Annotated in this window: 18 protein-coding genes; 8 read left to right on the top strand and 10 right to left on the bottom strand. The window is 67.1% G+C overall.

The genetic code is table 11. The features are described from left to right. Nucleotides 1–157 precede the first annotated feature (157 nt). From TSO352_RS18570 to TSO352_RS18550, 5 genes are all read left to right on the top strand, one after another. Complete coding sequence (locus TSO352_RS18570; RefSeq protein WP_109108774.1) at nucleotides 158–724, top strand: septal ring lytic transglycosylase RlpA family protein; 567 nt, start codon at nucleotides 158–160, stop codon at nucleotides 722–724. A 477-nt stretch (nucleotides 725–1201) separates the two neighbouring features. After that, entirely contained in the window at nucleotides 1202–1651 is a 450-nt protein-coding gene (locus TSO352_RS18565) for a MaoC family dehydratase (protein ID WP_109108773.1), read from the top strand. Nucleotides 1652–1780: 129 nt separating this feature from the next. After that, nucleotides 1781–2737 (top strand): bifunctional riboflavin kinase/FAD synthetase, encoded by a 957-nt coding sequence (locus tag TSO352_RS18560; protein ID WP_109108772.1) that lies wholly within the window; start codon nucleotides 1781–1783, stop codon nucleotides 2735–2737. Nucleotides 2738–2758: 21 nt separating this feature from the next. Continuing rightward, nucleotides 2759–2938, top strand: a complete 180-nt coding sequence (locus TSO352_RS18555) for a hypothetical protein (protein ID WP_109108771.1) — start codon at nucleotides 2759–2761, stop codon at nucleotides 2936–2938. A gap of 131 nt (nucleotides 2939–3069) precedes the next feature. Beyond that, the gene (locus tag TSO352_RS18550; RefSeq protein ID WP_109108770.1) at nucleotides 3070–4272 is read left to right on the top strand and encodes a multidrug effflux MFS transporter; all 1203 of its coding nucleotides are present in this window, start codon (nucleotides 3070–3072) and stop codon (nucleotides 4270–4272) included. On the opposite strand, the gene TSO352_RS18545 is transcribed toward TSO352_RS18550, so the two are convergent. Beyond that, nucleotides 4238–4768: an MgtC/SapB family protein gene (locus tag TSO352_RS18545; protein WP_247872243.1), complete on the bottom strand. Its 531-nt coding sequence runs from the start codon at nucleotides 4766–4768 to the stop codon at nucleotides 4238–4240. The two genes, TSO352_RS18550 and TSO352_RS18545, sit on opposite strands and share 35 nt — an antisense overlap. Nucleotides 4769–5253: 485 nt before the next feature. Here TSO352_RS18545 and TSO352_RS18540 point away from each other — a divergent pair, with 485 nt between their 5' ends. After that, complete coding sequence (locus TSO352_RS18540; protein ID WP_109108768.1) at nucleotides 5254–6390, top strand: type III PLP-dependent enzyme; 1137 nt, start codon at nucleotides 5254–5256, stop codon at nucleotides 6388–6390. 206 nt (nucleotides 6391–6596) lie between these two features. Here the strand turns inward: TSO352_RS18540 and TSO352_RS33560 are convergent, their stop codons facing one another. Then, on the bottom strand, nucleotides 6597–6809 hold the full coding sequence (locus TSO352_RS33560) for a DUF1127 domain-containing protein (RefSeq protein WP_199231651.1): 213 nt from the start codon (nucleotides 6807–6809) through the stop codon (nucleotides 6597–6599). 301 nt (nucleotides 6810–7110) lie between these two features. On the opposite strand from TSO352_RS33560, the gene TSO352_RS18530 reads away from it, so the two are divergent. Next, on the top strand, nucleotides 7111–7794 hold the full coding sequence (locus TSO352_RS18530) for an HAD family hydrolase (RefSeq protein ID WP_109108767.1): 684 nt from the start codon (nucleotides 7111–7113) through the stop codon (nucleotides 7792–7794). A 9-nt stretch (nucleotides 7795–7803) separates the two neighbouring features. Further along, nucleotides 7804–8169 carry a cupin domain-containing protein gene (locus TSO352_RS18525; protein ID WP_109108766.1) on the top strand — a complete coding sequence of 122 codons (366 nt, stop codon included), beginning with the start codon at nucleotides 7804–7806 and terminating at the stop codon, nucleotides 8167–8169. Nucleotides 8170–8188: 19 nt separating this feature from the next. Here TSO352_RS18525 and TSO352_RS18520 read toward each other — a convergent pair whose 3' ends face one another. The 8 genes from TSO352_RS18520 to TSO352_RS18485 form a co-directional block, all read right to left on the bottom strand. Continuing rightward, nucleotides 8189–8425 (bottom strand): hypothetical protein, encoded by a 237-nt coding sequence (locus tag TSO352_RS18520; protein WP_109108765.1) that lies wholly within the window; start codon nucleotides 8423–8425, stop codon nucleotides 8189–8191. 148 nt (nucleotides 8426–8573) lie between these two features. After that, nucleotides 8574–10076 (bottom strand): tripartite tricarboxylate transporter permease, encoded by a 1503-nt coding sequence (locus TSO352_RS18515; RefSeq protein WP_109108764.1) that lies wholly within the window; start codon nucleotides 10074–10076, stop codon nucleotides 8574–8576. Further along, on the bottom strand, nucleotides 10073–10549 hold the full coding sequence (locus TSO352_RS18510; protein WP_109108763.1) for a tripartite tricarboxylate transporter TctB family protein: 477 nt from the start codon (nucleotides 10547–10549) through the stop codon (nucleotides 10073–10075). The genes TSO352_RS18515 and TSO352_RS18510 overlap by 4 nt, the downstream gene beginning before the upstream one ends. Nucleotides 10550–10901: 352 nt before the next feature. Then, entirely contained in the window at nucleotides 10902–11618 is a 717-nt protein-coding gene (gene queC / locus TSO352_RS18505; RefSeq protein WP_109108762.1) for a 7-cyano-7-deazaguanine synthase QueC, read from the bottom strand. Nucleotides 11619–11690: 72 nt separating this feature from the next. Continuing rightward, nucleotides 11691–13598, bottom strand: coding sequence for a PAS domain-containing sensor histidine kinase (locus tag TSO352_RS18500; RefSeq protein WP_109108761.1), 1908 nt, complete (start codon nucleotides 13596–13598; stop codon nucleotides 11691–11693). A gap of 174 nt (nucleotides 13599–13772) precedes the next feature. Further along, nucleotides 13773–14588, bottom strand: coding sequence for an alpha/beta hydrolase (locus TSO352_RS18495; protein ID WP_109108760.1), 816 nt, complete (start codon nucleotides 14586–14588; stop codon nucleotides 13773–13775). Between the two features lie 9 nt (nucleotides 14589–14597). After that, a complete protein-coding gene (locus TSO352_RS18490; protein WP_109108759.1) occupies nucleotides 14598–15947 on the bottom strand; it encodes an O-acetylhomoserine aminocarboxypropyltransferase in 1350 nt (449 codons plus the stop codon). 268 nt (nucleotides 15948–16215) lie between these two features. Continuing rightward, nucleotides 16216–17169, bottom strand: a complete 954-nt coding sequence (locus TSO352_RS18485) for a hypothetical protein (RefSeq protein WP_109108758.1) — start codon at nucleotides 17167–17169, stop codon at nucleotides 16216–16218. Between the last annotated feature and the right edge of the window lie 176 nt (nucleotides 17170–17345).

Genomic DNA, 17345 nt, shown 5'->3' with positions numbered 1-17345 from the left:
TTGGAGCAGTCCGTGCGGCAGCCGTCCATTATGAAGTCCGGCATGGGACCTAATTGATAAAAGGCCAACAGGCGAGACCCTACGGAAGTCTTGCACCGGCATCGGGAAGGGAACTCTTTTCCTTCTCTTCCGTTGGTGCGCCGTTGGAGGTGCACAGATGAACGCGAAACACATCATTGCCATGGCCATCGCCGCCGCAACCTTTACTAGCGCCGTCGCACCGGCGCAAGCCGGCCAGAAGGCCAAGGTCCCGCCGGTCCACGTCGAGCACGAGAATGGCGAAGACGTGCTGGTCCACAAGGGGGAGGCGTCCTTCTACAGCAAGAAGTTCCACGGGCGGACCACCGCCAGCGGCGAACCGATGAACCAGAACAAGCCGACCGCCGCCTCGCGCGCGCTGCCGCTCGGCACCAAGGCGACGGTGACCAACGAGGACAACGGCAAGAGCGTCGACGTCATCGTCAACGACCGCGGCCCCTATGTCGACGGCCGGGTGATCGACCTGTCGCGCAACGCCGCCCGGAAACTCGACATGATCGACGACGGCACGGCGCCGGTGACGGTGGAGGCCAAGCCGTCCGAACAGCCGAACGAGGAGGTTCGCGACAAGGTCGAGGCGAAGGTCGATCAGGTCGCCCCCGCCCCGCAGGTGGCCGAGCGCCCCAACAAGGCGTCGGGCAGCAGCGGACGCGACAAGGTGTCGCATTCGGGGTCCGGCAAGTAATGCTGCGGCGCAGCGAAGACGGCTCCCGATTCGCCGTCTTCCTGCGCCGGAAAAGGTTGCGTCGCCAAACCAATCGTCTCCAAATGGTCCGGCATCTGAAACATCCGAGATCTTACTGTGACCGGATCGGCAAGGCGTCCGGCAATCGCTGGCCAAGGGCAGCGTTCCGGTCGCCGGGTGTAAGCTTTTCGGGTAAGTGGTTGATGACGCGCGGCTTCTTGGCAGGTTCCCAACTCGTGAAGTAATCCTGTCCCACCCCGCCCCCTTCCATTGCGCCTGTCCCTGACCCGCCCGATCTTGTGCAGGCGAACGACCGATGCGGTTCTTTGAGGCGGCGTTAGAGATTTTTTTGCTTTTTTGGAGGAGACGTGGTGCCATTCCCCACGTTGCGGTGCACACCACGCGCCGCAGCACAAGGCGGCGGCGCCAGCGTGCCCGACGCCGGGCAGGCACCGAGAGAGAAAAAGGAACCGTGTGATGGACGACGTGCGTCAGGTCCGCAAGGACACCGAAGGCTACTGCATCGAAGACCTCGCCGTCGGCATGACGGCCAGCTTTGCCAAGACGGTGACGGAGGCCGACATCGTCCTGTTCGCCGGCATCAGCGGCGACACCAACCCGGTGCACATCAACCAGGAATACGCCGCCACCACCATGTTCCAGGGCCGCATCGCCCACGGCATGCTGACGGTCGGCTTCATCTCGGCCGTTCTGGGCACCAAGCTGCCGGGGCCGGGCTGCATCTACATGAGCCAGACGCTGAAGTTCAAGGCGCCGGTCCGCGCCGGCGACACCGTCACCGCCCGCGCCACCATCACCGAACTGGTCCCGGAAAAGCGCCGCGCCGTCATCAAGACCGTCTGCACCGTCGGCGAGACCGTGGTGGTCGAGGGCGAGGCGCTGCTGATGGTTCCGTCGCGCGGCTGAACGGCAAGACCCGGTTCCGGCTCCAAAACGCCGCCGGCGCGTTTACCCCGCGCCGGCGGCGGTCTATATAGACGCCCTAGCCAGCGGAGCCGGAGCCTGTCCGGACCCGCCCACAGCATCGGGGCGCGCATGCGACTGTACAGACACACCGCCGACCTGCCGGCCGACGAGCGGGGCGCCGTCGTGGCGCTCGGCAATTTCGACGGCGTGCACCGCGGGCATCAGACGGTCATCGGCACCGCCCAGCGCATCGCCGCGGAGATGGCCGCCCCGTCCGCGGTGCTGACCTTCGAACCGCACCCGCGCAGCGTCTTCCGCCCCGACGATCCGCCCTTCCGCCTGACGCCCTTCCGCGTCAAGACCCGCCATGTCGAAGCGCTGGGCGTCGACCAGCTGATCGTCTGCCATTTCGACGACGAGCTGCGGCACAAGACCGCCCAGGCCTTCGTCGAGGATGTCCTGCTGCGCGGCCTGGGCGTGCGGCACGTCGTCTGCGGCTATGACTTCCTGTTCGGGCACAGGCGCGCCGGCGACCCCGCCTTCCTGCTGCAGGCCGGACGCGCCCACGGCTTCGGCGTGACCGAGGTCGGGCCGGTGTCCGACGACCGCGGCGGCGTCTATTCCTCCACCCGCGTGCGCGACGCGCTGAGCGCCGGCCGCCCGCGCGAGGCCGCCTATGTGCTGGGCCACCCGTGGGAGATCGAGGGCCGGGTGGTCCATGGCGACCAGCGCGGCCGCACCATCGGCTTCCCCACCGCCAACATCGAGCTGGGGGAATATCTGCGCCCGGCCTTCGGCGTCTACGCGGTGCGGGCCGGGATCGACCGCGGCGGCAAGACCGTCTGGCTGCCCGGCGTCGCCAACCTGGGCGCCCGGCCGACCGTCGACGGCACGGTGGCCCGGCTGGAGGCCCACCTGTTCGACGTCGACCTCGATCTGTACGACCTGCACCTGCGGGTGCAGATGATCGATTTCCTGCGGCCCGAGATGAAGTTCCCCAGCTTCGACGCGCTGAAGGACCAGATCGTCCAGGACGCCGCCGCCGCCCGTGCCACGCTGGCCGCCGACGGACACCCGCAAGACTGACCCGAAGGGAGGATTGGTGCGATGGAACGCGTGCTGATGCTGCTGTTCATGCTGAACCAAGGCGGTCCGACCACGCTGGAGTTCGCCAGCCTGGAGCAATGCAAGGCGGCGGAGCCGATCATCATCCAGAACTACCGCGAGATGACCGGCAACACGGTGCTGTCCCGCTGCATCCGCATGGTGCTGCCGGCGAAGAACTGATCCGGGCCGGCATGACGGGCTTCCGATCGGGCGCGTCACCGATCGGGCGGGTGGCGGACTTCGTTTCATCTGATACAGTACGGCCGCGTTTCCGCTCCCCGCCTTGCCCGAGGCCCGTCTGCCGAGTTCCGATGCCGCGCCCCGATTCCCTGCCGATCCGCATCCTGCTGACCGCCCTGGTCGCCTTCGGCCCGCTGTCCACCGATCTCTATCTGCCGTCGCTGCCGGCCCTGGTGCGGGTGTTCGACACCGACGTCGCCACCGTGCAGCTCACCCTGTCGGTCTTCCTGGTCGGCTTCGCGGTGTCGCAGCTGGTCTATGGCCCGATGTCCGACCGCTTCGGCCGGCGGCCGACGCTGCTGGTGGGGGTGACCATCTATCTGGCCGCCAGCGCGGTCTGCGCCATGACTCCCAGCATCGACGCGCTGATCGTCGCCCGCTTCTTCCAGGCGCTCGGCGCCTGCTGCGGTCCGGTGGTGGCGCGGGCGGTGGTGCGCGACGTCTTCGGGCGCGAGCGGGCGGCGACCGTGCTGGCCTACATGTCGATGGCGATGGCACTGGCCCCGGCGGTCGGGCCGATGCTGGGCGGCGTACTGACCGAATGGTTCGGCTGGCGGGCCAACTTCGTGCTGCTGACCCTGTTCGCCTGCGGCATCCTGGCCGCGGTGTGGGGCATGCTGGGCGAGACCAACATCCACCGCGACGAAGAGGCGCTGCGCCCCGGCCGGCTGGCCGGCAACTACCTGATGCTGATGCGCAACCGCGGCTTCATCGGCTATGTGCTGGTGGTGGCCTTTTCCTACAGCGGCATCTTCTCCTTCATCTCCGGCTCGTCCTTCGTGCTGATCGGCCGGCTGCACCTGACGCCGGCGCAGTATGGCGCCAGCTTCGGCGCGGTCGTGCTGGGCTACATGCTGGGCACCTTCCTGGCCGGGCGGCTGACGCCGCGGCTGGGCGGCGCCCGGATGATCCGCATCGGCACGCTGGTGTCGCTGGGCGGCGGCGGGCTCGGCGCCGGGCTGGCGCTGGCCGGGGTGCCGCACCTGCTGGCCATCGTCGTGCCGGTCTTCCTGTTCATCCTGGGAACCGGGCTGACCCTGCCCAACGCGACGGCCAACGCCGTCGGCCCCTACCCGACCATGGCCGGTCTGGCCTCCTCCCTGCTGGGCTTCGCGCAGATGGCCATCGCCGCGGCGATCGGCATCGTCGTCGGCCACCTGAACGACGGCAGCGCGCTGCCGATGATGGGCACCATCGGGCTGGTGGCGCTGGGCGCCCTGTTGTCGCACCGGCTGCTGGTCATCCCCGCGGCGAGGAGCGGGCGATCCGCCTGATCCGCCCGCCGCCCGCCCGCCGCCGCTCCCGCGCCCACCGGGCGCTCTCCCGGCCGTCGGTGTCCGAGTCGTCCTCCCGCTTGCCGCGCCCCGCCGGAAACAGGCGCATCAGGACCGTGAACAGGATGGTCACGAGCAGGCACAGGCCGAGCGCCATCCCGGCCAACAGGTAGTAACCGGCGCCGCAGGCGATGCCGAGGGCACCGGCCACCCAGATCACCGCGGCGGTGGTCGCCCCATGCACGCTGTCGCCGGAGCGGAACATCACCCCGGCGCTGATGAAGCCGACCGCCTGCGCCACCCCCTGGATGACGCGCACCGGATCGCTGGACCCCTTGCCCTCGGGCGCTTGCAGGTCGACGAAGAACTCCAGCGCCACCAGCGTGGTGACGGCGGAACTGACGGCGATCAGCGTGTGGGTGCGCAGCCCCGCCGCCTTTCCCCGCATCTCGCGGTCCAGCCCCAGCAGCGCCCCGCACAGGGCCGCGGCCAACAAGCGGAGCCCGATTTCGCCCGTCGTCAGAACCGTAGTCAAGCCCATGAAATCACTCCGGTTTTTTACAGCGCCCCCAGACCTGCCACTTTTTTGGGACCGGCGGCATTTTTCACTTTGCATTCGGACGCGTTGGATCTATGTAACGCGAACTCGCAAGCGCACGTGCCGCTGGCCCGCCCCTCGGCGTCTCCGAGATGTGGTTATGCAACGACGTAACGCGTGATCCCCGACCGTCCCTTAAACAAGGCGGCGACTTGGAGGTTACGATGGTTGATGTTGTTGTGGGTGGGCGCGTGCTCACCCGTCTCCGAAATTTGACCATTCTGGGTAATACGAACAGAACAGGGTTCTGTACGGGGCAATCCAGTATTGGCGGCCTGAGCGCCTGATCAGCGTCTATTCCTGCTGATCGGTCGAGCGCCGGGCCGCTCCGTCCCCCCGACTTCACCTTTCCGTTCCATCATCTTGCGTCCCAGGAGACTGAGATGACCCAGAAGATTGCGCGCTTTTTCGAAGAGCAGCGCCCGCAGACCCCGTGCCTCGTCATCGATCTGGACGTCGTCGAGCAGAACTACAACGATCTGCACGATGCCCTGCCCGACGCCCGCATCTTTTATGCGGTGAAGGCGAACCCGGCCGCGGAAATCCTCAGCCTGCTGGCCCGCCTCGGCTCGGCCTTCGACTGCGCCTCGGTCCCGGAAATCCAGATGGCGCTGGCCGCCGGCGCCACCCCGGACCGCATTTCCTTCGGCAACACCATCAAGAAGGAAAGCGACATCCGCCGCGCCTTCGAACTGGGCGTGCGCCTGTTCGCCTTCGACAGCGAGCCGGAGTTGGAGAAGATCGAGCGCGCCGCCCCCGGCGCCCGCGTCTTCTGCCGCATCCTGACCTCGGGCGAGGGCGCCGAGTGGCCGCTGTCGCGCAAGTTCGGCTGCGATCTGCCGATGGCGCGCGAGCTGCTGCTGAAGGCCCGCGACATGGACGTCCAGCCTTATGGCGTGTCGTTCCATGTCGGCTCGCAGCAGAAGGACCTGATGCAGTGGGACCACGCCATCTTCCAGGTGGCGCAGCTGTTCCGCGAGCTTGAGGTGCTGGGCGTCGATCTGGGCATGATCAACCTCGGCGGCGGCTTCCCGACCCGCTACCGCACCGACGTGCCGGAATGCACGGCCTACGGCCAGGCGATCTTCGACTCGCTGCGCAACCATTTCGGCAACCACCTGCCGGAAACCATCGTCGAGCCCGGCCGCGGCATGGTCGGCAGCGCCGGCGTGATCGAGAGCGAAGTGGTCCTGGTGTCGCGCAAGTCGGCCAACGATCCCAAGCGCTGGGTCTACCTCGACATCGGCAAGTTCGGCGGTCTCGCCGAGACGATGGACGAGGCGATCCAGTACCCGATCGAGGTGCTGGGCGATGACCCCGCCGACGACCGCGAGGCGGTGATCCTGGCCGGTCCGACCTGCGACAGCGCCGACGTGCTGTACGAGCGGGCCGATTACCGCATGCCGATGGGGCTGAAGGCCGGCGACCGCGTGCGCATCCACGCCACCGGCGCCTACACGACGACCTATTCGGCCGTCTGCTTCAACGGCTTCGAGCCGCTGCACCACTACTGCATCTGAGGAGCACGGGGGTTTCGGCCCCCGCTCCCGACAGCACCAGCCCGCCCGCCGTTTCATCCCGGCCGGCGGGCTGTTTCGTTTTGAGCCGACGCTTTTTCAGGCAGCCCGTTTTTTGGGCGGTGCCGAGTTATGGGCAAAGAAAAAGGCCGCTCCCGATCAACGGGGGCGGCCTTTTTCGATGTGTTCGCCGGCCGGCGTAGAGGCGCTCATTCGCGCCAGAACGGCTTCGACATTTCGCGATCGGCGTCCAGACGGCTGAAGCCGATGTCCTGGAGCATACGGTCGTCGAGATAGCCCAGTTCGCGGCGGGTGACGATGCGCTGGCGCCACAGGCCCAGCATGTTGGACGCCGCCTCGATCACGTGGGCGAAAGACGAGGTGCTGCGGCCGGCGTCGGCCGAATGCAGAAGGGTGGCCATGGTGATGATTCCCAGATGTCTTGTTTATGAGGGGCCCGCCGGTCGGCGATCGCTTCCTCTGTCTGTGGAAAGATAATTACGCTCTTCTCAGCCATGTTGCCACCCCTTGCGGCAACATGCCCGCTTTGCAGGCAGCGAAGAACTCGCCACGCAATGTCACCGACCTGTGGCAAAAGCGTCATTCCGGATACTTACCGTCAGCCTTACGGACAATGAACGCTGCCCCCTGGACAAGTCGACCCATCTTGGGTCATGTATTGTTTTACTTACGGACGAATATGGCACACGGGTTGGCACGCTCATGATCGACACCATCGGCTTCGACGGCGACGACACGCTCTGGCACAACGAGTCGCTGTTCTCGATGACGCAGGAGCGGTTCCGCACCCTGCTTGCGCACGTCGCCGACCCGACCGACATCGACCGCCGCCTGCTGGAGGCCGAACGGGCGAACCTCCGCGTCTACGGCTACGGCATCAAGGGCTTCGTGCTGTCGATGATCGAGACGGCGATCTCCGTCACCGACGGCCATGTCCCGGCCCGCGACCTGCAAAGCCTGATCGATTTCGGCAAGGCGATGCTGGAGCATCCGGTCGAACTGCTGCCCGGCGTCGCCGACGTGGTGGAGGCGCTGGCCTACCGCTACCGCCTGGTCCTGATCACCAAGGGCGACCTGTTCGACCAGGAGAGCAAGATCGCCCGTTCCGGCCTCGCCGGCCATTTCGACGCGGTGGAGATCGTCAGCGAAAAGGACCCGGCGACCTACAAGCGGGTTCTGGAGCGGCACGCCGTCGATCCGGAGCGCTTCGTCATGGTCGGCAACTCGGTGCGTTCCGACATCCTGCCGGTGCTGGCCATCGGCGCCCACGCGGTCCATGTCCCCTACGCCATCACCTGGGCGCACGAGGACGCCGACGTGCCCGACGACCATTACCGCCGGATCGATTCGGTGCTGGACCTGCCGCCGCTGCTGGCGGCGTGGTGAGGTGAAGCCATGACGCCCCCGATCCCGGCCCTCGCCCCCCTCGCCGACCCCAGCGGCATCGAACCGGAAACCGGCGGCCCGGCCGCCGACCGCATCCTCGCAGGCGCGCCGGTCTTCACCACCTGGAACGGCTATGAGTCGGCCGATGGCAAGCGCTTCGCCGGGACATGGCGGTCGACGCCCGGGGCTTGGCGGATCGCCTACGACGAGTGGGAGTATTGCGAGATTCTGGAAGGCGAGAGCGTCGTCGCCCATGACGACGGCCGCTCCTGGACGCTGAAGGCGGGCGACCGCTTCGTGATCGAGCCCGGCTTCCAGGGCCGCTGGACGGTGGTGACGACCACGACCAAGCGCTATGTGGTGGTGCTGCCGTAACGGTTCCGCGACGGGCTGGTCAGCCGGTGATCTCGACCGAGTTCTGGGCGGCGCTGTGACCAAGGATGGTGACCGCCTTGCGGCTGATCTCCACCGCCAGCACACCGAGCGCCAGGACCGAGGCGACCAGCATCAGCCGGGCGACATCGCGCGACCAGGCGCGCTTGCGAACGTTGGCCCGCCGATGCTCGCGCGCGACGGCAAGACGTCCGGTGCGGGTGGTCAGGCGTTGTCCGATCCACGCGGTGGCGGCCATGATGGGTCCCCTTGCCGGCATTGGCGTCAATTCGTAGCGCTTTTATATAAAATTTTATCTTGTTGGGCAAGACGGGAATCCTGCGGCGGCCCGTCGCAGGATTCGTCACGCGCGGTGCGAGGCGCGGCGGAAGCCTGGCCGCGCCCGTTCAGTCCCTGAACGCCACCTCGCGTTGGCGGCGGAAGGTCGGCAGCAGGATCAGCGCCAGCAGGCCGACGGCCACCGCCATCAACCCGGCGCTGATCGGCCGGGTGACGAAGACCGTCAGGTCTCCCTGCGACAGCAGCATGGCGCGGCTGAGATTCTCCTCCAGCATCGGGCCCAGCACGAACCCCAGCAGCAGCGGCGCCGGCTCGCAGTCCAGCTTCTTCAGCGCATAGCCGAACACGCCAAAACCGGCCATCAGCAGGACGTCGAAGGGGTCGTTCTTCAGGCTGTAGGTGCCGATGCAGCAGAAGACCAGGATGGCCGGGAACAGGTAGGCGTAGGGCACGCGCAGCAGCCGCACCCACAGCCCGATCAACGGCAGGTTCAGCACGACCAGCATGACGTTGCCGATCAGCATGCTGGCGATCATACCCCAGAACAGCTCCGGCTGCTTGGTCATGATCTGCGGCCCGGGGGTGATGCCGTGGATCATCATCGCGCCGACCATCAGCGCCATCACCGCGTTCGAGGGGATGCCGAGGCTGAGCATCGGGATGAAGCTGGCCTGGGCACCGGCGTTGTTCGCCGCCTCCGGTCCGGCGACGCCCTGGATGGCGCCCTTGCCGAAGCTCGCCGGGTCGCGCGCCATCTTCTTTTCCAGCGCGTAGGAGGAAAAGGCGCTGAGCGTCGCACCGCCGCCCGGCAGGATGCCCAGGAAGGCGCCCAGCACCGTGCCGCGCAGGGCGGCCGGCCAGGCGTCCCTGAAGTCCTGCAGGGTCGGCCACAGCCGGTGGATCGGCGCCGGTTCGACACCGCGGCCCTCCGTCTCCTCCAGGTTAACGATGATGTCGGCCAAGCCGAACAGCCCCATCGCCAGCGGCACGAAATCCAGCCCGTCATAGAGCTGCGGGATGTCGAAGGTGAAGCGCATCTGGCCGGAGTTGATGTCGGTGCCGACCATCGACAGCAGCAGGCCGATCAGGATCATCGCCACCGCCTTGATCACCGACCCGTGGGCCAGGATCACCGCGCCGATCAGGCCGACCAGCATCAGCGCGACATACTCCGCCGGGCCGAAGGCTAGCGCGACGCCGGCCAGCGGCGGGCCGGCAACCGCGATCACCAGCGTGGTGACGACGCCGGCGAACAGCGAGGCCAGCGCCGCGGTGGCCAGCGCCACCCCGCCGCGACCCTGGCGCGCCATCGCGTTGCCGTCCAGGCAGGTCATCACCGAGGAGGACTCTCCCGGCAGCTTGACCAGGATCGCCGTGGTCGAGCCACCATACTGGGCGCCGTAGAAGATGCCGGCCAGCATGATCAGGGCACCGACCGGCGGCAGGTAGAAGGTGATGGGCAGCAGCAGGGCCACGGTCGCCGTCGGCCCGATGCCCGGCAGAACTCCGATCAGGGTGCCGATCAGCGCGCCGAGGAAGCAATAGACCAGGTTCATCGGCTCGACCGACACCCCGAGCCCAAGCCACAGGTTGGCGAAGATGTCGATCATGGCCAGATCTGAAGCGGCAAGCCCAGCCCCCAGGAGAAGATGGCGATGCAGCCGGTGGCCAGCGTCGCCCACAGCGCGGTCAGGGGGCCGGGGCGCAACGGCCGGCCGGCCAGCCCGCCGATGCCGATCAGGGCGAGGATGGCCAGCACCAGCCCCAGCCGGTCGAGCAGCGCGGCGAAGGCCACCACCGCCACGGTGATCGCGACCGACGGCCGCCATGCCCAGCCCTGCGCCGGCGGCCCGTCGGCGGTCAGGCCGCGCAGCATCGTCGCCAGCCCCATCGCCAGCAGCAGAGCGCAGATCAGCCGCGGAAAGAAGCCGGCCTGCATCAGGGCCAGCGATCCGGCGGCCCAATCGCGCGCCAGCCAGAGCCCACCCAGCGCGATGGCGCTCAGCAGCAGGCCGGCGACCAGATCCTGCGGCGACCTCAGGCGAGGGGATCTCCGCCGCGGCGGTGTCCGGGTGTGTGTCATTGGAGGCGGTGTGTCCAATTTTCTCTCAGGCGGGCGACGGCCCCCAGGGCAACACGGCGCGGCGCCACGCGCACGGCCGGGCGCCCCACCGGTATGATCGGGCGTGCAGGGTCCCGGCTTCAGCGCAGCCGAGGCCCTGAATCCGTTGGTTGCATTATTACCCACACACCCGTCGCCGTCGAGCGCGTTCCATCCGCTTACGCGTCAGAAAATTACCGCAAAGCACCATACAGCAGCGAATATCCAGGCTACCGGTGCACTCATTCCCGAGAAACGGGCATACTATCCGGCGCAACACGCAAATGCGGAGAGAGGAGGATCGGGATGACCGGAGACGAAACGTTCCCGCCGCTCAGGCGCTCTTTCCGCCAGCGTAATGAATAGGGTCGGTCGTTCCGGCTTCGGAAAAGCCTTTCAGCCGCAGCAGGCAGCTGTCGCAGGCGCCGCAGGACAGCCCCTCCGGCGTCGGGTCGTAGCAGGAGTGGGTGAGGCTGTAATCCACCCCCAGCTCCAGCCCGCGGCGGATGATCGCCGCCTTGTCCAGCGCCATCAGCGGCGCGTGGATGCGGAACCGGCTGGTTCCCTCGACCCCCGCCTTGGTGGCGAGGTTCGCCAGCGTCTCGAACGCCGCGATGTATTCGGGCCGGCAATCGGGATAACCGGAATAATCCAGGGCGTTGACGCCGATGAACAGGTCGGACGCCCCCAGCGTCTCCGCCCAGGCCAGCGCGAAGGACAGGAACACCGTGTTGCGCGCCGGCACGTAGGTGACCGGAATGCCGTCCCCCAAGGCGGCGGCGCTGTCGTGCTTCGGCACGTCGATGGCGTCGGTCAGGGCCGAGCCGCCGAAGGCGCGCAGGTCGATGTCGGCGACGACGTGCCGATCCACCCCCATCGCCGCGACCACCCGTCTTGCGGCCTCCAGCTCCACCGAATGGCGCTGGCCATAGCGAAAGCTCAGCGCGTTGACCCGATAGCCTTCGGCCTGGGCAATGGCGACCACCGTCGTCGAATCGAGCCCGCCGCTGACCAGCACCACCGCATCCTGGACTTTTCCCTGACCCGTCATCACCCACCTGCCCTTCCGAAGCCGTCGCATCCCGTCAACAGCTTCTGGCACAGATGCGCGCGGTTGGACAGATCAGCCCAGCGCGGCCAGCATCTCCTCGACGGTCATGACGCGCCACGGCGGCAGGCGGACGGTCGCGGTGCAGCCCTGCCCCGGCCGGCTGTCGAGCGCCAGCGTGCCGCCATGGGCTTCCACCAGCCGGAGGGCGAGCGGCAGCCCCAGGCCGATGCCCTCGTACCGCCGGTTGATCGACTGGTCGATCTGGACGAAGGGGGTCAGGGCGGTCGCGACGTCCTCCGGCCGCATGCCGATGCCGTGGTCGCGCACCACCAGCTCCACCCAGCCGTCCGTCGCCTGCGCCAGCGACAGGGTGACGGTGCCCTGCGGATGGCTGAACTTGATCGCGTTGGACAGCAGGTTGCACAGCGCCTGGCGCAGCCGCCGCTCGTCGCCCCGCAGCGGCGGCAGGTCGCCGTCGGCCTGCAGTTCCACCGTCACCGGCGTCCGGCCCGCCTGGAATTCCAACTGCGCCACGGTTTGCGCCGCCAGTTCCGCCAGATCGACGGGCCGCTCGACCAGCGACAGCCCGCCGGCCTCGACCCTGGTCATGTCCAGGATGTCGTCGATGATGGTCAGAAGCTGTTCACCGGCGTGGCGGATCGAGCCGACGCAGGCGCGCAGCCGGTCCACCTCGCCCGGCAGGCCGATCCGCATCTCCATCAGCTGGGCGAAGCCGATCACCGCGTTCAGCGGGGTGCGCAACTCGTGGCTCATGGTGGCGACGAAGACCGACTTGGCGCGGTCGGCGGCCTCCGCCGCCTCCTTGGCCGCCAGCAGCTCGGCTTCGGCCCGCCGGCGTTCGGTGACGTCGCGGACGATGGCGGTGTAGAGCCGCCGCCCCTCCACCTCGCTGGCGCTGACCGACAGCTCGACCGGAAAGCGGGTGCCGTCGGCGCGCTCGGCCTCCCCGGCGCGGTCGCGGGCGATCAGCGCGGTGGTCTGGCCGGGCGCGAACGCCAGCCGGACGCCACCGGTCTCGCGCAGCCGGTCCAGCGGGATCAGGCGGTCGAGCGGCCGCCACAGCAGCTCGGCCGCGGCCACGCCGAACATCGCCTCCGCCGCGCGGTTGAAGCCGAGCAGGACGCCACGATCATCGACGGTCAGGATCGCGTCGGCGACGGTGTCGAGGATGGCGTTGTTGCGCGCCTCCGACAGCAGCAGCGCGCGGGCGGTGCGCGCATATTCGCTCATGTCGGTGATGGTCGCGATGAAGCCGCTGCCGTCCTCCAGCCGGACACGCCGGCACAGCACCGGCCGGTCGCCACCCGCCACGTCGCGGTCGTCCGCGATCGGGACGTTCAGCAGCAACGGCGGCGCCCCGGCACCGCCGGGCAGGTCGCGCCGCCAGTCCTCCTCCACCCGGGCACGGTGGTCGGGATGCACGGCGTCGAGCCAGCCGTCGCCGAGCAGCCGGTCCAGCGGCAGGCCGGTGATGGCGCCGACATGGGCGTTGGCGAACAGCACCCGGCCGGCCGGATCGGTCTGCAGGATGCCGACCGGCGCCGATTCGGCCAGCGTCTGATAACGCGCCTCGCTGGCGCGCAGCCGCTCCGACATCGCCATGCGGTCGCTGACGTCGCGGATGTTCAGCGCCAGCCCGCCGATGGCGGGATCGGCCAGATGGTTGCGTGTGGTCGCCTCCAGCCAGCGCCAGCCACCGTCGGCGTGCCGGAACCGGAACACGGCGGTGCCGGAACTGCCGGCCGGGGCGGCGATCCGCGCCTGAAGGCGGCGGTGTGCCTCGGCCAGATCGTCGGGATGGATGTGGCGGTCGAGCGGCGCACCGGTCAGCGCCGCGGGCCGGTGGCCGAGCACCTCCGCCGCCGCCTCGCTGATCTGCAGCACGCGGCCATCCGCCGCCAGCACCGCAACCACCTCGCGGGCGTTGCGGAACAGGGCGCGGATCGACTGCTCGTTCATCGGCACGGGCTGGCCCTTTCGGCGAGACGACGCGTTGCCCGGGACGCTCCGGGCGGCGCCACACGCGCTGCAGCCGGACGGCCCCTTCCAAACCGCGACGGCCGGCAGCCCACCACGAATGGTGCGTGCCGCGCCACTCGGGGATTACCCTGGGTCAGATCCTGGCAGGGTCCGTCAACCCCGGCGCAAGGACAGGAACGCCGCCAGAGCGTCCAGGGTGGCGTCGGGCGCCTCGGTCATCACCATATGGCCGGTCTGCGGCACCACGACAACCTGCGCCGACGCGGCGCGGGCCGCCAGCGCCCGTCCGGCCTTCGCCGGCGTCATCTTGTCGAGCGCGCCCAGCAGGAACAGCGCCGGGCAGGCCAGCGCCCGGGCCGCATCGGCGCCGTTGCCATAGTCGTTGCAGGCGGCCAGATCGACGCCCAGCACCCCCGGCTTGACCGCCGCCATCAGGCGCCGCCCACCGGGGATCAGCGCCAGCCCGGGGGTCGGGCAGCCGCCGCCCTGCCCGCCGCCATGGCCGCGCGGACCGTGGCCCCAGCCGATCACCATCTCGATGGCCGACGGGTCGCCGTCGCGCGCCGCGGCCAGCAGGTCGGGATGGACCGGCATCCGCTCCGCCACCCCGAGCAGGGCGACCGCTTCGACGCGCGAGCCGTGCCGGGCGGCGGTGTCGAGCGCGACCAGCGCGCCCATCGAGTGGCCGATCAGCGCCGCCCGCTCCAGCCCGGCGGCGTCCAGCAGCGCGGCCACCCAGTCGGCCATCGCCGCGATGCTGTCGAGCGGCGCCCCGCCGGAGCGGCCGTGCCCGGGCAGATCCACCGCCAGCACCGAGCGGCCATGGTGGGCGAGATAGCGGCTTTGCAGGCTCCACACGCTGTGGTCCATGCCGGCGCCGTGGATCAGGACCACGGCTGGGCGCGAGAGGTCGACGTCCCGGCCGCCGGTGTGGACAAAGACGGGGGTGCCGTTGACGGTCAGCAGCATGATGCGGCCTCAGCCCTTGGTGGCGGCGCGCAGCGCCTGCTTCAGGTCGTCGATCAGGTCGTCGCAATCCTCCAGCCCGATGGACAGGCGGATCATGTCCTCCCCCACCCCGGACGCGGCCAGCGCCTCGGCGTCGAGCTGGGCGTGGGTGGTGCTGGCGGGATGGATGACCAGCGACTTGGCGTCGCCGACGTTGGCGAGGTGGGAGAACAGGGTCAGCGCCTCGATGAAGCGGCGGCCGGCCTCACGGCTGCCGCCCTCGCCGGTGCCGCGGATGCCGAAGGAGATGATGGAGCCGGCGCCGCGCGGCAGCAGCCGGGACGCCAGGGCGTGGTCGGGGTGGTCGACCAGCTCCGGATAGGACACCCAGGCGACGGCCCCGGCGGCGGCACCCGGCTTGCCGCCCTTGTCCGAATACAGCTCCCCTTCCAGGAAGCCGACGACCTTGCGGGTGTTGTGGATGTGGCCCTTCATCCGCAGCGGCAGGGTTTCCACGCCCTGCAGGATCTGGAAGGCGTTCATCGGGCTCATGCAGGCGCCGAAGTCGCGCAGGCCCTCGGCCCGGGCGCGCATGATGAAGGCGGCCGGGCCGTATTCCTCGGCGAAGTCGATGCCGTGATAGCCGGCGTAGGGTTCGGTGAGGGTCGGGAACTTGCCCGACGCCTCCCAGTCGAAGCGGCCGCCGTCGATCACCACGCCGCCGATGGCGGTGCCGTGGCCGCCCAGCCATTTGGTGCAGGAATGCATGACCAGATCGGCGCCATGCTCGAACGGACGGCAGAGATAGGGGGTGGTGAAGGTCGAATCGATCAGCAGCGGGACGCCGGCCTCGTGGGCGATGGCGGCGACCTTCGGGACGTCGAGCACCTCCAGCCCCGGGTTGCCCAGCACCTCGCCGAAGACAAGCCGGGTTTCCGGGCGGATCGCCGCGCGGAGGCCGTCGAGGTCGCGCGGGTGGACGAAGCTGGTGGTGATGCCGAAGCGCGGCAGCGTGTAGGCCAGAAGGTTGCGGCTGCCGCCATAGATCGACGACGAGGCGACGATGTGCCCGCCCGCCCCCATCAGCGTCATGATGGCGAGCGTCAGCGCCGCCTGTCCGCTGGCGGTGCAGACGGCGCCCACCCCGCCCTCCAGCGTCGCCAGCCGCTCCTCCAGCACCGCGACGGTGGGGTTGGAGATGCGCGAATAGATGTGCCCGGGCCGTTCCAGGTTGAACAGCGCCGCCGCCTGATCGACGTCGGAGAAGACGTAGGAGGAGGTGAGATGGATCGGAACCGCCCGCGCCCCGGTCGCCGGATCGGGCCGTTGCCCCGCGTGCAGGCTCTGCGTGTCGAACTTCAGGAACTTGGCGCCGGCCATGCTCCTCCCTCCCCTGTGAGCGGATCCTATGAGCGGACGAGAGGGCCGCTTGCGGTGAGCGGCCCTCATTCTTGTTCTTGCCAGCCCTGTTCAACCCGCGAATCAGCGGCATTGACGGTGCGGAAGCGTATGGAGACGTGACGCGCGCGTCAAGCGGCGGCAGACCGGTTCACGGCTTGCAGGCGCACGACATCAGACAGATGCTTACATATGAGATATTTCGGTGATACAATTAATATTGACCGGCAAAACATTTTTGATGTCTACATCATTCATCCTGATAATCATACATATCACTTCCATACTCCCTGGCAACCTCCTCAACATCAATGTAATCCATAGGGTCAATGGAGAAATGTTCAATGGGATCTATTTCATTCAACGCATAATACTCATGTGAAAATTTGGCAGACATCAGCTCATCGAGGCCCTTTATGTTCAGATCACAACATTTACAGACGAATGATATTGGAGATACCCGCACCTCTTTTACTATCTCCTGACCTCTCAGCATAGGAGAACTTTCTCCAACCGGAACCCCCATAAGAAGCCCCAGTTCCGCACAAGACGGACACTTTTCTACCTTCACGTGACGACCGCTAGCCAGAACTGCGGTTTCATAATTTACTTTTGATTTTTCTCTTTTTTCTTTCTGCAAATCAGGGGCAAGGGAGAAGAACCTATCCTTATGTATCCTAATCCAATCTCTAACGCGTGCGTTCCTATCGTTAGAGATAGCTTTCGCAACTTCCTCTGCTTGTTTAGCTTCTTCCGCACCAATCAGAATAGATATTTCTTGACTGCTAACCTTACACGCCTTGATCAAGAACGCGTATATGCTTGGCATTATCTCTTTAGCAGATATGCCAGAGATCTCCGATGTATCTCCATGAAGCTCTGTATTACGCGCCTCGATTAATACTGCGACTTTCTCCAATTCGCTTTTAGTTATTTCAGGAGCAATCCGTTGCAGACGATCAAGAGCATAACGGAGATCGATTGTGCGAGGCGGACTCTGGGGAGCAATACCACTGGCGTAAAGGATACTGTCGCTGTCATTCGCGGCGTTAAGAGCTGGATTAACATGCGTGATGGCGCCTCGAACAACAAACTCACAACAAAACGCGACATTAAGGAGAAATTGCTCAGATCCACGCTCATATTTTGTAGCATGCTCCCAATAAAGCTGCCCCTTTGTAAAGTACTTCTGGCTACTCCACACCTTATCTCTCCCCCATAGCTATTCTCCACAGACCATTATCGGACCCATTCGCTAGAGCTTCTCTACCATGCAAACATCTCCAGTTGTCAATTATAGCGGCTCCAGAACAAGACCAATCTACGAATATACGTTGTCCTATATCATTATGAAGGTGGTTCTCCATATCAATAGCCTCG

The sequence above is a fragment of the Azospirillum sp. TSO35-2 genome, from assembly GCF_003116095.1.
GTDB lineage: Bacteria > Pseudomonadota > Alphaproteobacteria > Azospirillales > Azospirillaceae > Azospirillum.
The sequence above is the reverse complement of the archived record's forward strand: the minus strand, read 5'-3'. Positions and strand labels throughout refer to the sequence as shown.